Raw genomic sequence first — 14,190 nt, forward strand, 5'->3', positions numbered from 1 at the left:
CTTGCCCGCGAAGAGGCCCGCCCAGTCAGCGAAAATTCAAACCTGTTGCGCCCACTCCACCACCGGCATCTGCCGCTTCATCAACACCTCGCCCCCGCGAATCGAATACAACGGCAAGCCCTGGCTGCGAATCACTTCGTAATCACTGTCCGCCGACAGAATCAGCAAGTTCGCCGGCCGCCCGCGCTCCAGTCCATAACGATCCCCCAAAGCCATCGCTTTGGCGCTGTTGTCAGTCACCAAATCCAGCGCACTTTGCAGGTTGCGGTATCCGAGCATATGGCAAATATGCAGGCCGGCTTCGAGGACGCGCAGGATGTTGCCGTTGCCCAGGGGATACCACGGGTCGACGATCGAATCCTGGCCGAAACACACGTTCATCCCCGCTTCGAGCAATTCGTTGACCCGGGTCACGCCACGGCGTTTCGGGAAGTTGTCAAAGCGACCTTGCAGGTGGATGCTTTCGGTCGGGCAGGACACGAAACTGATCCCCGAATGCCCGAGCAAACGGAACAATTTGGCACAGTACGCGTTGTCGTAGGAGCCCATGGCCGTGGTGTGGCTGGCGGTGACGCGCGAGCCCATGTCGCGGCTGCGGGCTTCTTCGGCCAGTACTTCGAGGAAGCGTGAATGCGGGTCGTCGGTTTCGTCGCAATGCACGTCCACCAGGCAACCGGTGCGTTCGGCCAGGTCCATCAGGAACTTCACCGAGCTGACGCCCTGGTCCCGGGTGTACTCGAAATGCGGAATACCACCGACCACATCGGCGCCCATGCGAATCGCTTCTTCCATCAGCTCGCGACCGTTGCGGTAGGACTCGATGCCTTCCTGGGGGAATGCGACGATTTGCAGGTCGATCAAGTGGCGGCTTTCCTCGCGCACTTCGAGCATCGCCTTGAGCGCGGTCAGGGTCGGGTCGGTGACATCGACGTGGGTGCGCACATGCTGGATGCCGTGGGCGGCCAGGGTCTGGATGGTTTTCTTGGCCCGGGTCTTGGTGTCTTCGAGGGTGATGGTGGCTTTGCGTTCGCCCCAGCACTCGATGCCTTCGAACAGCGTGCCGCTCATGTTCCAGCGCGGTTCGCCGGCGGTGAGAGTGGCGTCGAGGTGAATGTGCGGCTCGACGAAGGGTGGCACCACCAGGTTGCCGCCGGCGTCCAGGTCGTCGGGGCCCAGGGTCGGGGCTTCGGTCTGCCGGGCAATGCTGCCGATCAGGCCGTTTTCCAGGTGCAACTCATGCAGGCCTTCTTGGTTGCGCAGGCGGGCGTTGATGATGTGCATCAGGCGAATCCTTTTAGAGATCTTGTAGTGGTGCATCGGCAGTGCGGACACCCAGCACGCCGGTCAATATCACATACGTTAGCGCGGCTGCGGCAATGCCTACCAGCGGCGCGAGCCATGGCGAGCTGAACGCGGCCACCGTGCCGACCGCGTATGCACTCAGGCCGGACCAGTTGAAGGCCGGCAGGCGAGCGTCGGCCAGACGAGGATATTGACCGCGATATCGGAAGAAAAAGTCCGCCATGATCACACCGCCAATCGGAGGAATGACCGTGCCGAGCAAAATCAGGTAGGGCACCAGCATGTCGTACATGCCCAGCAGCGCCAAAAACGTGCCGATCACGGCGCCGGCCAGGGTCACGGTCTTGCGTCGGCCGGTGCGCAGCAGGTTGCACCCGGCGACGGCAAAGTTGTAGATGGTGTTGTCCTGGGTGCTCCAGATATTGAGCAGCAACATCGCCATCGCCGCCATGGCGAAGCCTTGCAACAGCAGCACTTCGACCACGTCCGGTTGCTGATAGACGATCGCCCCGTAGGCGCCGATCAGCACCATCAAGCCATTGCCGATGAAGAAACCGATCAGGCTCGCCAGCACCGCGACCCGCGCCGAGCGCGAGAACCGCGTCCAGTTGGTGGCCTGGGTCGCGCCACTGACGAAAGTGCCGAACACCAAGGTTATGGCCGTCGACCAATCCAGCGTCTCGGTCGGCACCACGGCCAGCAAACCGTCGAGCCCGCCGACCTTTACCGTCGCGACCCACATCGACAGCATCAGCAGCAACATCATCGCCGGCACCGCGATGTACGACAGAATTTCCAACCCGCGATAACCGACATACGCCGTGGCGCAAAACACCATCCCGAACAACACCATCAGCCCGAGCACCGTGCCTTCGTCCAGCTCGAAATACTTGCCCAGCACCACCGCAGCCGTCGCCGTGCCCCAGGCGTACCAGCCGATCTGGGTGAAGCCGAGGATCAAGTCACTGAGCTTGCTGCCCACTTCGCCGAAACAGAAACGCCCCATCAACACCGAGTTGAGGCCGCTCTTGAACGCGATATAGCCCAGCCCGGCGGCGTAGATGCCCAGCAGCAGATTGCCGACGATGATCACCGCCATCATCTCGCCAAAACTGAACGCCACCCCGAGCTTGCCGCCGGCAAACATGGTCGCGGTGAAGAAGGTGAAACCTAGCAGCACCATGGCGGTGGAAGCCAGGCCTTTGCGGGCATGCATCGGGACTTCGCTGAGGGGGTAATCGTTACCGGGGTCGTTCTGCGTCATGGTGCGTTCCTTGCTGGGTGAGAGACGCGGAGGAGGTTGCAGTGGTCGTGCCAGGTGTGGGGTGGTGGGGTTATTTATAGACGAGGCAGGGGAGTTGGGCGCGAAAGCGGTGCAACTGACGGGGCACAAGACCCATGTGGGAGCGGGCTTGCTCGCGAAGGGGCCGTGTCAGCCAACATCCATATTGACTGACCCACCGCTTTCGCGAGCTAGCCCGCTCCCACAGGTGATCGGGTTTCTTCAGGGGGATGAGTGCTGCGGTAGAAACCGTAGCAACGCCGCGACGATAGCCTCGGGCGCATCTTCTTGCACTAGATGCCCGGCATTGGGAATGGCATGGAATTGGGACCCGGGGATCAAGCCATGTAACGCTCGCCCGCGCTCGATGGGAATCCACTGATCATCCTCGCCCCACAAAATTTGCACCGGGCAGCGAATCGTCGGGTACAGGCCTTCGGCTTCTTGGGTATAGCGTTCGTCCATCTGCGCAATCTGCCGGTAGAACGCTGCTTGCCCCGGTTCCCCCAGCCATGGCTGCACATAGGGCGCTAATTCAGGGTCGGGGATTTCGCGCTTGATTGCGCCACGGATGTAGGTCGGCACAATCGCTCGCTGGATGTAATCGGGCAGTCCGCTGAATGCCGCTTCATGCTGGCGCACATGCTGCACGAACGGCGAGCCCCAGGGCGTGAGTGCCACTGGGTCGATCAGGGTCAGGCTGCGGTAGTTTTTGCCGTTGAGCAGGTGGGCGCGCAGGGCGGTGGCGCCGCCGAAGTCGTGGGCTACTACGTCCGGGCTGTCCAGGCCCCAGTGCTCCAGCAGTTGCGTCAGCAGTTCGTTTTGTACGCCGAGGGACACGTCACTGTCGGGTTGCGCGGATTGCCCGTACCCCAGCAAATCAAAGTAATGCACCCGATGGGTGGTGATGAAATGCGGGGCGATCCGGTGCCACACGTAGGAGGAGAAGGGCGTGCCATGCACAAACACCAGCGGCGGACCGTCGCCCCGCACGGCGTAACGAACGGAATGCCCGTTGAAGCGGTAGGTTTGAGGCAGAGGCCAGTCAGTCATGGGGGTGTCCTCTTGGCGGGAAGCGCCAAAGAGCATAGGCAAAAGATAACGGATACAGCAACTGACGAAACACATGCCCCCCTGTGGGAGCGGGCTTGCTCGCGAAGGGGCCGTGTCAGCCACCATCAATATTGACTGAACCACCGCTTTCGCGAGCAAGCCCGCTCCCACAGGGGATTGGCGCCGTGCGCTGATTCTGTGGCCACTGAAGGACAATTGTGGGAGCGGGCTTGCTCGCGAAGGGGTCGTGTCAGCCACCATCAATATTGACTGCTCCACCGCTTTCGCGAGCAAGCCCGCTCCCACAGGGGATTGGCGCCGTGCGCTGATTCTGTGGCCACTGAAGGACAATTGTGGGAGCGGGCTTGCTCGCGAAGAGGCCGTGTCAGCCACCATCAATATTGACTGCTCCACCGCTTTCGCGAGCAAGCCCGCTCCCACAGGGGATTTGTGTCGAATACGGATTCTGCGGCCACTGAAGGACAATTGTGGGAGCGGGCTTGCTCGCGAAGGGGCCGTGTCAGCCACCATCAATATTGACTGCTCTACCGCTTTCGCGAGCAAGCTCGCTCCCACAGGGGATTTGTGTCGAATACGGATTCTGCGGCCACTGAAGAACAATTGTGGGAGCGGGCTTGCTCGCGAAGGGGCCGTGTCAGCCACCATCAATATTGACTGATCCACCGCTTTCGCGAGCAAGCTCGCTCCCACAGGGTTTTCAGGTGTTTTTTAGCTCAGTGCTTTGCGCATGTGCACGCGCCGCAAACCGTTCTCTTCCACCCGGTGGGTTTCCACATATCCCCGGCGCAGGTACAGCGCGATGTTTTCGCTCATGGCTTCGTTGGTGTAGAGCCGGATCGACGGGTAACCCGCGTCGAGCGCATGGCGTTCGGCGAAGTCGAGCAACTGGCGGCCATAACCCTGGCCCTTGACCGCCGGGTTGACGGCGATGTTGTCCAGCAGCAAGTACTCTTCGGTGTCGATCAGCACCACGAAACCGCTGAGGGTCTTTTCATGCGCGAGGACATGCACGCGCCGGGCCAGCACCTGGCTGGCGTAGTCATCCAGCATCGGCGCGGGTTTGCGGCCGATGCGTTCGATGTAAGGCGAATAGGCCGCCTCGACGATGGCCTCGATCTGCGCGATGTCCTCAAGCGTAGCGGGGCGGATAAGCAGCGACATGAGACGGGTTCCTTTGGGCCAAGGATGGGGCCTGACTGTACTCGGCGTCAGCCTGAAACGACAGGCATAAAAAAACCACCGTCGCCGATGGTTCTTCTCGATCAGGTGGTTTTACTCACCGTGATAGATGCAGCCGCTGGTGCAGGTTTCGTGGATACGAATGGCGCTGAGTTCCGGCAGCAGTGGCTTCAACTCGGTCCAGATCCACTTGGCCAGCACTTCGCTGGTCGGGTTTTCCAGGCCAGGAATGTCGTTCAGGTAGTTGTGATCGAGGCGCTCGTAGAGCGGCTTGAAGATCGCCTTGATTTCCGAGAAGTCGCGGATCCAGCCGGTGTGCGGATCGAGGTCGCCGCTCAGGTGAATCGCCACTTTGAACGAGTGACCGTGCAGGCGACCGCACTTGTGGCCTTCCGGTACGTGGGGCAGGCGGTGGGCGGATTCGAACGTAAATTCTTTGAAGATTTCCACAGTGATTTTCAGCTCTGTCAGGTGGCGATCGCCGCGGCGATGTGGGCAGGCGGCGAGTTTACCAGAGCGACGGGCAAAACACTGACTAAAGGGTCAGCAAGCGCTCGCCGAGGCGACCGCTGGCGGCCAGCTCCAGGAATTCGTCGCCCATGCGACGGCTTTCATCCATCGCCGCACGCCAGTATTTCTGCCGGCTCGGCGCATCGCCCATGAAGCGTTTGAAGTCATTGCGATCCGGCAGTTTGCCGTAGGGCAGGCGCGACAAATAATCCTTCGACGGCGCCAGCAGCAGGACGTCCTGCAAGCGCGTGGTGCAGGCCCTGCGCCAGGGCAGGGTCTTGTCGAACCAGCCCGGAATCACCCGGTCGGTGAAGTGCGGATAAAGCACGATGCCGTTGCCGCTGTAGGGCAGGTCCAGGTGATAGTCCAGCAGACCGCCGTCGCGAAATGTTCCAGCGCCGGCACCGGGCAAATCACGCACGCCTTCCATGACCATCGGGATCGAGCCCGACGCCAGCAGGGCCTGGCGCAGGTTGCCGGTGTTCAGGGCGACGAAGCGCGAAGGGAAGTCGTTGAGCGTATTGACCGGCGGCGCCAGGCGCGGGTCGTGGATGATCAGCCGCTCGAAATGCTTCGACAGCCGCGCGCGACCGCGCAGGTTGTCGGCGATCACCGACGACAGGCCCAGCCCCAGGCGACCGCGATGGTCGTGGGCGAGCAGGCCGTGGCTCTTGACCACCATGATGTTCAGTCGGTAATGCGCATTGTCCAGAATCAAAGCGTCGCGCCCGTCCAACAGCTCATCGAGCATGCGCCGGGAGCTCTGGCTGATTTGCGCCATGGTCACGCCCTTGTCGAAGTTCTGCTCGGTGTACAGATGACCGAGCCGGCGAATGCCTTCGGCGGCATCCGGCAGGCACGCGCTGGCGAACCGCCAGGAACCCACCGAGGCACCAATCAACGAGCGTTCCCGCGGTGCCGCCGGCAGCCATTCGCCGAACAGCGCCAGGTCCAGACCCTGAATCCCCAACGCCTTGGGCCCACCGGCGGCGCCCGGCAGCGTGCCGACGTCAGCGGCGCTCAAACCGTTTTCACGAATGCGTGCAAAGGCCCGGGGGCCGGCCTTGAGGGTCAGGGACGGGAACTTGATGTGGATAGCGGTCATACCGGTCTCGATGTCGGGCAAGCCGAGGATTATAGACATCCACAATTCCCCTGTGGGAGCGGGCTTGCTCGCGAAGACGTCTGTACATTCAACATCTATGTGACTGATACACCGCCTTCGCGAGCAAGCCCGCTCCCACAGGGAATTGGGCAAGGCCAAGAGGGGATGTTGTCATGACCAATGATGGCAATTCAGTTTCAGTTAAGTTCGCCCCGTTAAGGTGCACTCCGTACGCAATACATAAAAAATACGGAGACACCCCATGAAAACCCTGACTGCCCTGTTCACCGCGTCCATCATCGCCATGACCGCCAGCCTGGCCCACGCCCGTGACTTGGGTCCCGACGAAGCCCTGCGGCTGCGTGACGCTGGTAACATTGTGTCTTTCGAGAAACTCAATGCCATCGCCCTGGCCAAACACCCGGGCGCCAAGGTCACCGAAACCGAGCTGGAAGAAGAGTACGGCAAGTACGTCTACCAGGTGGAACTGCGTGACCCGCAGGGCATTGAGTGGGACCTGGAATTGGACGCTGCCAGCGGGCAGGTTCTCAAGGATCATCAGGATACGTAATGAAGGTGCTTTCATTTTCACGCACTGCGCTGGTGCTGTTGGCGTTTTGCTCGGTGGTCGTGGCCCGCGACCTGGATCAGGACGAAGCCCTGCGCTTGCGTCAGCAGGGTGTGATCCTGCCGTTGGAGCAGTTGTTGAAGCAGGCGCTGGATCGCTACCCCGGCAGCAAATTGCTCGAAGCCGAGCTGGAAGAAAAACACGACGTCTACATTTATGAAGTCGAGTTGCTGACCACTGAAGGCGTGGTCCGCGAGCTGGACATCGAGGCCGCAACCGGCCATTTATTGAAAGACAAGGAAGATTGACCGATGCGATTGCTGTTGGTGGAAGACCACGTGCCCCTGGCCGACGAATTGATGGCCGGCCTCAACCGCCAGGGCTACGCCGTGGATTGGCTGGCCGATGGGCGTGACGCGGTGTACCAGGGCAGCAGCGAGCCCTATGACCTGATCATCCTCGACCTCGGCCTGCCGGGTTTGCCGGGGCTTGAGGTGCTGACCCAGTGGCGCGCGGGTGGTTTGTCGACCCCGGTGCTGATCCTCACCGCCCGGGATTCCTGGGCCGAGCGCATCGAAGGCCTCAAGGCTGGCGCCGACGATTACCTGAGCAAACCCTTTCACCCCGAAGAGCTGCACCTGCGGGTCCAGGCCTTGTTGCGCCGTTCTCACGGCCAGGCCAACCAGCCGACGCTCAAGGCCAACGGCTTGCACCTGGATGAAGGCCGCCAGTGCGTGACTCGCGACGGTGCCGACATCCAACTCACCGCTGCTGAATTCCGTTTGCTGCGCTACTTCATGCTGCACCCCGAGCAAATCCTTTCCAAAAGCCACCTCGCTGAACACCTCTACGACGGTGAAACCGAGCGCGATTCCAATGTGCTGGAAGTCCACGTCAACCACTTGCGGCGCAAGCTCGGGCGCAGCGTGATCGAAACCCGTCGTGGCCAGGGTTACCTGTTCGGTGGGCAAGCCCAGTGAGGTCGATCCAGCGCCGCTTGAGCCTGGGCCTGATCAGCGTGATGGTGATCGTCGGCCTGGTGCTGGCGCAAACCAGTCTGTGGCTGTTCGAAATGGGCTTGCAGCGTTACCTCGAAGCCGGATTGCGCAACGACAGCGAAAACCTGCTGACCGCCCTGGTGCGCGGCCCCCAGGGTTTGCAACTGGACGAGCGCCACCTGGCGCCGGCCTATCAGCGGCCGTTTTCCGGGCATTACTTCCGTATCGACTTTGCCGACAGCCACTGGCGCTCCCGTTCGCTGTGGGACCAGGAACTGCCGCGTTTGGAGAACCCTGGCCTGGAGAGCAATCTGCAACTGGGCCCGGAAGGCCAGCAATTGCTGGTGCTGCGCTCGGACTACCGCCGGCTCGGCCAGTGGATTTCCATCAGCGTGGCCCAGGATTACACCCCGGTGCGCGACAGCTTTTTGCGCATGCAACAGGTGGGTCTGGGCCTCGGTCTGGCGGGGCTTTTGCTGATTCTGCTGCTGCAACGGATCACCGTGCGCCGCGCGTTGCGGCCACTGGAAAAGGCCCGGGAGCAGATTGCCCAATTGCAACAGGGTCAGCGCTCACAACTGGATGATCAGGTGCCGGTGGAGCTGGAACCGCTGGTGGCGCAGATCAACCATTTGCTGGCCCACACCGAAGACAGCCTCAAGCGTTCGCGCAATGCCCTGGGCAACCTCGGCCACGCCTTGAAAACCCCGCTGGCGGTGTTGCTCAGCCTGGCCTCCAGCGAAAAACTCGATGCTCACCCGGAGCTGCGCAAGGTCATCCAGCAACAGTTGGAACAGGTCCAGCAACGGCTGAACCGCGAACTCAATCGCGCTCGCTTGTCCGGCGATGCGTTGCCGGGGGTGTTGTTTGATTGCGATGCCGAGCTGCCGGGGTTACTGGCCACGTTGAACATGATCCACGGCGAGCATCTGGACCTGAGCTACCGCGCCCCGGCCGGTTTGCTACTGCCCTGGGATCGCGAGGATTTGCTGGAATTGCTCGGCAACCTGCTGGATAACGCCTGCAAATGGGCGGATGCCGAGATCCGCTTGAGCGTGGTCGTCACGACTGCAGGTTTTTCCCTGAGCGTGGAAGACGACGGCCCGGGCATTCCCGAGGATCAGCGCACCCAGGTGTTCAGTCGCGGCACGCGGCTGGATGAACAGACCGACGGGCACGGCCTGGGCCTGGGCATCGTGCGCGACATCGTTGACACCTGGGGTGGCAAGTTGCTGTTGCAGGAAAGCGAGTGGGGCGGGTTGAAAGTCGTGATCGAATTGCCAAAGCGCTGATCCGAATTCCACCTTCATCCCAACACCTGTAGGAGCCAGGCTTTGTGGCGAGGGGGCTTGCCTGTGGCGAGGGAGCTTGCTCCCGCTGGACTGCGCAGCAGGCCCTTTTTTTTGGGGTGCGCTTCGCACCCCAGCGGGAGCAAGCTCCCTCGCCACAGGGTTCAGCGTCGTTCTTACGTGTGATGAATCTCCCGATCCTTGGTTTCCGGCATGAAGAATATCCCCAGCACCGCCGTCATCACCGCAATCACAATCGGATACCACAACCCGTAATAGATATCCCCGGTGGCCGCCACCATGGCAAACGCCACCGTCGGCAGAAATCCGCCGAACCAGCCGTTACCGATGTGATAAGGCAGCGACATCGAGGTGTAGCGGATGCGCGCCGGGAACAGTTCCACCAACCAGGCAGCAATCGGGCCGTAGACCATGGTCACGTAGATCACCAGGATGGTCAGCAACAGCAGCACCATCGGGTAATTGGTCTTGGCCGGGTCAGCCTTTTCGGGGTAGCCGGCCTCTTTCAGGCTGGTGCCCAGGGACGCGGTGAATGCATCGTTGCGGGCCTTGAAGTCGGCGGCGGGCAGGCCGGTGCCTTCGAAGCTCAGCACCACTTTATCGCCGATACGCACCTGGGCGACGGTGCCCGGCTCGGCGTTTTCGTTCTTGTAAGGGATCGCCCGTTTCGCCAGCAGGGTCTTGGCCAGGTCGCAGGAACTGGTGAATTTGGCCTTGCCCACCGGGTCGAACTGGAACGAGCACTGGTCCTGATTGGCAATCACCGTGACCGGGTTCCTTTCCTGGGCGATGAACACATCGGGGTTACCGTATTGGGTCAGCCCATGGAAGATCGGAAAGTAGGTCACGGCCGCGAGGATGCAACCGGCCATGATGATGCCCTTGCGCCCGATGCGGTCGGACAGGCTGCCGAAAATCACGAAGAACGGCGTGCCGATCAGCAGCGAGCCGGCGATCAGCAGGTTGGCGGTCTGTGGGTCGATCTTCAGGGTTTGCAGCAGGAAGAACAGCGCATAGAACTGCCCGGTGTACCAGACGACGGCCTGGCCGGCGGTGCCGCCGAGCAGGGCCATGATCACGATTTTCAAGTTGTCCCAGCGAGCGAAGGATTCGGTCAGCGGCGCTTTGGAGGACTTGCCTTCGGCCTTCATTTTCATGAACACCGGCGACTCGCTGAGTTGCAGGCGGATGTACACCGAGACGATCAGCAGCAGGATCGACAGCAGGAACGGAATCCGCCAGCCCCAGGCCTCGAAGGCTTCGGTGCCCAGCGCGGTGCGGCAGGCAAGGATCACCAGCAGCGACAGGAACAGACCCAGCGTCGCGGTGGTTTGAATCCATGAAGTGAAATAGCCGCGTTTGCCTTTGGGCGCATGCTCGGCGACGTAGGTCGCCGCGCCGCCGTACTCACCGCCCAGTGCCAGGCCTTGCAGCAGGCGCAGGGTAATCAGGATGACGGGCGCCGCCACGCCAATGGTTTCGTAACCCGGCAGGAACCCCACCACGGCGGTCGAGACACCCATGATGACAATGGTGATCAGGAACGTGTGCTTGCGCCCGATCATGTCGCCCAACCGGCCGAACACGATTGCCCCGAACGGTCTGACGGCGAAACCGGCGGCGAAGGCGAGCAGGGCGAAGATGAAGGAGGTGGTCTCGTTGACGCCGGCGAAGAAGTGCTTGGCGATGATCGCGGCGAGGGAGCCGTAGAGATAGAAGTCGTACCACTCGAACACCGTGCCCAGGGACGAGGCAAAGATGACCTTGCGCTCCTCCCTGGTGACGCCGTGGTGGGGCGCGCTGCCCATTCCCGTAGTGGTGCTGTCGATTGTGGCCATGGGTGTTCTCCGTCTTGCTCTTGTCGTAGGCCGGAGCACCTCAAAATACCCGTGTTGCCGCACCCAGGCCCTGGGTCTGATGTTGTCGGATTGCTCCTAGAAGCATAATCAGCTACGCGCAAATATCCACTCGACCAACTCGCAACCTTCAGAACCTGTGGAGACCCTGTGGGAGCGAGCTTGCTCGCGAAAGCGGTGTGTCAGTCGCCATTGATGGTGGCTGACCCGGCCTCTTCGCGAGCAAGCTCGCTCCCACAGGGAGTTTGTGTCGTTTGCTGTTTCTGGGGCCACCGCAGAATCATTGTGGGAGCGAGCTTGCTCGCGAAAGCGGTGTATCAGGCGCCATTGATGGTGGCTGACACGGCCTCTTCGCGAGCAAGCTCGCTCCCACAGGGAGTTTGTGTCGTTTGCTGATTCTGGGGCCACCGCAGAATCATTGTGGGAGCGAGCTTGCTCGCGAAAGCGGTGTCTCAGTCGCCATGAATGGTGGCTGACCCGGCCTCTTCGCGAGCAAGCCCGCTCCCACAGGGGGCATCTAAACCCGGAATTGATCCATCAAGCTCTGCTGCTGGTTGGCCAGGCTGTTCAGCGACTGGCTGACCCGTGCCGATTCATTGGCTTGCCCCGACAGCGATTCGGTCACGTCGCGGATGGTCGCCACGTTGTTGTTGATCTCCTCTGCCACGGCGCTTTGTTCCTCGGCGGCGCTGGCGATTTGCAGGTTCATGTCGGTAATCACCGTCACGGCCTCGCCAATCTGGCGCAGGGCGGTGACGGCCTGGCTGACTTGCTCGACGCTGCTCTGGGCCTGACGATGGCTGTTGTTCATCGAGCCCACCACATCCTGGGTGCCGCTCTGCAACTGCTCGATCACCTGGCGGGTTTCCTCCACCGATTCCTGGGTACGCCGCGCCAGGTTGCGCACTTCATCGGCGACCACGGCAAAGCCGCGTCCGGCTTCACCGGCGCGGGCCGCTTCAATTGCCGCATTGAGCGCCAGCAGATTGGTTTGCTCGGCAATGGCGCGAATCACTTCCAGCACCGAACCGATTTTCTCGCTGTTCGCCGCCAGACCTTCGACTTGCACCATCGCCGCGCTCATGTCGGCAGCGAGGTTGTCGATGCTGGTGGTGGTGCGGTCGATCACGGTCAGGCCCTGACGAGTCGCCTGATCCGCATCCCGCGCTGCATGGGCCGCCTGGGCCGCGCTGCGGGCAACGTCCTGGGCGGTGGCGCTCATTTCGTGGGAGGCGGTGGCCACCTGATCGACCTGGCGGTATTGCTGCTCCATGCCGGCGCTGGTCTGGGTGGCGATGGCGGAGGATTGATCCGCCGTGCTGCGCGCATCCTGCACCGAGCGTTTCACCTCGGCGATGATCGGTTGCAGCTTGTCGAGGAAACGGTTGAACCAACCGGCCAACTGGCCCAGTTCATCCTTTTTGTCGTAGGCCAGACGCCGGGTCAAATCACCTTCGCCGCTGGCAATGTCTTCCAGCATATGCGCCACACCGAGGATCGGCTTGGTCACGCTGCGGGCCATCAACCACACCAACAACAGGCCGATCAACGCCGCGATCACGCCCAGGCCCAGCTCCACCAACGTGCCGGCACGGTTACTGTCATCGAGCTGTTTTTTCAGCGCTTCGGCCGGGCCGACCAGGACTTTTTCCGGCACGTCGAGCAACACGCCCCAGGACTTGCCGCCGGGAATCGGCTGGAACGGCGACAGCACTTTCAACTGTGCATTGCTGTGCAGGCTTTCAGTCTTGCTGCTGGCGGCAAGCCTGCGGATCAGCTCGGCACCGTTGGTTTTATCCACGGCATCCAAACGCTGGCTGAGTTTGCTGGCGTCCGGGCTGTAACCGGCGAGCAGGCCCGCCGGGCTGAGAATGCTGACGCTGGTCTGGCCGTCGTAGAGCTTTTTGCTCGCGCCCTGGCTGATCGCTTGCAGGCTGTTGAGGTTGATGTCCACCGACAGCGAGGCGATGACTTTACCGTTGACCATCAGCGGGAACACGATGCTGGTCATCAGCACGTTCTGGCCGTCGATCACATAGAAGTAGGGTTCGATCACGCATGGCTTGAGCGTGGTGCGCGGGCACGTGAACCAGGCATTGGCCGCTTCGCCGCTGGGGCCGGTGCTGGTGTCGGCCATGTCACTTTCCGGCAGCGCCATCGAGGTCAGTTTGCCCGCCGTCGGTTGCGACCAATACAGGGCGAAGCGACCCTTGTCATTGCTGCCGAGCTCGGCCTGGCCGGCGAACAGTTCGTCCTTGCCGTCCAGCGCATTGGCTTCGAACACCAGGGACAGCCCGAGTAATTCCGGGTTGGCTTGCAGGGCCGATTTCACTTGGCGGGTCAGGTCTTCGCGCAGGTCGAAGGCGTCGAGAAAACGCTTCTCGGCCTGCTCGCGCAGGAACAGCACCTGGCGCGAGAAACCGTGGCCATATTGATAGGCGTCCATAAATTGTTGGCGAATGTTCAGCGCCTGGTTTTCACCCTGGGACTCGATCCGCGCCTGGGCGGATTCGGTGAGCATCTCCATGCTCGACGCCTTCACCAGCGCCGAACTGTGCTCCATGCGATACAGCGAAAGACCCACCAGCAGGGTCACGATGCCGGCCAGGCACAGCCCGGCCAGCAGGGTGATTTTCCATTGGATGGAGAGTTGTCTGAGCGACATGGAGAGACGTCCTTATTCGATATTTATCTGAGACTTTGCACTGTAACGGCCGCCAATCGCCTTTCTTAAGGACAAATCCAAACCTGTAGGAGCGAGGCTTGCCCGCGAAGGCGACGGCACATTCAGCATTCATGTTGACTGACACACCGCCTTCGCGGGCAAGCCTCGCTCCTACAGAGAGCGGTTCGATGATCGCAAGCTGTTACACATTTCCAGGCCCCGTGCGCTTTGACACCGGCGCCTCTGTGCGGCACAGTGCGCGCCCTCTAATAAAACCCATTCCTTATTTCGCTGGCGGCGCTTCGCAGACTGCCGGCGGAGCTCATTCCGCTTGCCCAGAG

General features: G+C 61.6%; 12 protein-coding genes and 1 pseudogene. 4 read left to right on the forward strand and 9 right to left on the reverse strand.

All coding sequences use genetic code 11. The annotated features are described in order from the left end of the window. Nucleotides 1–36: 36 nt before the first annotated feature. The 6 genes from codA to BK665_RS28880 form a co-directional block, all read right to left on the reverse strand. A complete protein-coding gene (gene codA, locus BK665_RS28835) occupies nt 37–1,281 on the reverse strand; it encodes a cytosine deaminase (protein ID WP_123409922.1) in 1,245 nt (414 codons plus the stop codon). A gap of 13 nt (nt 1,282–1,294) precedes the next feature. Continuing rightward, on the reverse strand, nt 1,295–2,566 hold the full coding sequence (gene codB / locus BK665_RS28840) for a cytosine permease (RefSeq protein ID WP_123409923.1): 1,272 nt from the start codon (nt 2,564–2,566) through the stop codon (nt 1,295–1,297). A gap of 240 nt (nt 2,567–2,806) precedes the next feature. Next, nucleotides 2,807–3,637 (reverse strand): alpha/beta fold hydrolase, encoded by an 831-nt coding sequence (locus BK665_RS28845; protein WP_123409924.1) that lies wholly within the window; start codon nt 3,635–3,637, stop codon nt 2,807–2,809. Between the two features lie 729 nt (nt 3,638–4,366). Continuing rightward, complete coding sequence (locus BK665_RS28870; protein WP_123409925.1) at nt 4,367–4,819, reverse strand: GNAT family N-acetyltransferase; 453 nt, start codon at nt 4,817–4,819, stop codon at nt 4,367–4,369. A 111-nt stretch (nt 4,820–4,930) separates the two neighbouring features. Then, entirely contained in the window at nt 4,931–5,287 is a 357-nt protein-coding gene (queD, locus tag BK665_RS28875; RefSeq protein ID WP_123409926.1) for a 6-carboxytetrahydropterin synthase QueD, read from the reverse strand. Between the two features lie 85 nt (nt 5,288–5,372). Next, nucleotides 5,373–6,452 carry a patatin-like phospholipase family protein gene (locus BK665_RS28880; RefSeq protein ID WP_123409927.1) on the reverse strand — a complete coding sequence of 360 codons (1,080 nt, stop codon included), beginning with the start codon at nt 6,450–6,452 and terminating at the stop codon, nt 5,373–5,375. Between the two features lie 262 nt (nt 6,453–6,714). Between BK665_RS28880 and BK665_RS28890 the strand changes: the two genes are divergently transcribed. The 4 genes from BK665_RS28890 to BK665_RS28905 are packed head-to-tail and all read left to right on the forward strand — an operon-like array spanning nt 6,715 to nt 9,310. Next, nucleotides 6,715–7,023 (forward strand): PepSY domain-containing protein, encoded by a 309-nt coding sequence (locus BK665_RS28890; protein WP_123409929.1) that lies wholly within the window; start codon nt 6,715–6,717, stop codon nt 7,021–7,023. Further along, entirely contained in the window at nt 7,023–7,328 is a 306-nt protein-coding gene (locus BK665_RS28895) for a PepSY domain-containing protein (protein WP_123409930.1), read from the forward strand. The genes BK665_RS28890 and BK665_RS28895 overlap by 1 nt, the downstream gene beginning before the upstream one ends. A gap of 3 nt (nt 7,329–7,331) precedes the next feature. Next, nucleotides 7,332–8,000 carry a response regulator transcription factor gene (locus tag BK665_RS28900; protein ID WP_123409931.1) on the forward strand — a complete coding sequence of 223 codons (669 nt, stop codon included), beginning with the start codon at nt 7,332–7,334 and terminating at the stop codon, nt 7,998–8,000. Then, nucleotides 7,997–9,310: a sensor histidine kinase gene (locus BK665_RS28905; RefSeq protein ID WP_123409932.1), complete on the forward strand. Its 1,314-nt coding sequence runs from the start codon at nt 7,997–7,999 to the stop codon at nt 9,308–9,310. The genes BK665_RS28900 and BK665_RS28905 overlap by 4 nt, the downstream gene beginning before the upstream one ends. Nucleotides 9,311–9,483: 173 nt before the next feature. On the opposite strand, the gene BK665_RS28910 is transcribed toward BK665_RS28905, so the two are convergent. The 3 genes and pseudogenes from BK665_RS28910 to BK665_RS35450 form a co-directional block, all read right to left on the reverse strand. After that, nucleotides 9,484–11,166: an MFS transporter gene (locus tag BK665_RS28910; RefSeq protein ID WP_123409933.1), complete on the reverse strand. Its 1,683-nt coding sequence runs from the start codon at nt 11,164–11,166 to the stop codon at nt 9,484–9,486. 535 nt (nt 11,167–11,701) lie between these two features. After that, entirely contained in the window at nt 11,702–12,457 is a 756-nt protein-coding gene (locus BK665_RS35445) for a methyl-accepting chemotaxis protein (RefSeq protein ID WP_375538958.1), read from the reverse strand. Between the two features lie 102 nt (nt 12,458–12,559). Further along, nucleotides 12,560–13,849 (reverse strand): annotated as a pseudogene (locus tag BK665_RS35450) (methyl-accepting chemotaxis protein); the annotation flags it as partial. Between the last annotated feature and the right edge of the window lie 341 nt (nt 13,850–14,190).

This window comes from Pseudomonas frederiksbergensis (assembly GCF_003732665.1).
GTDB lineage: Bacteria > Pseudomonadota > Gammaproteobacteria > Pseudomonadales > Pseudomonadaceae > Aquipseudomonas > Aquipseudomonas frederiksbergensis_G.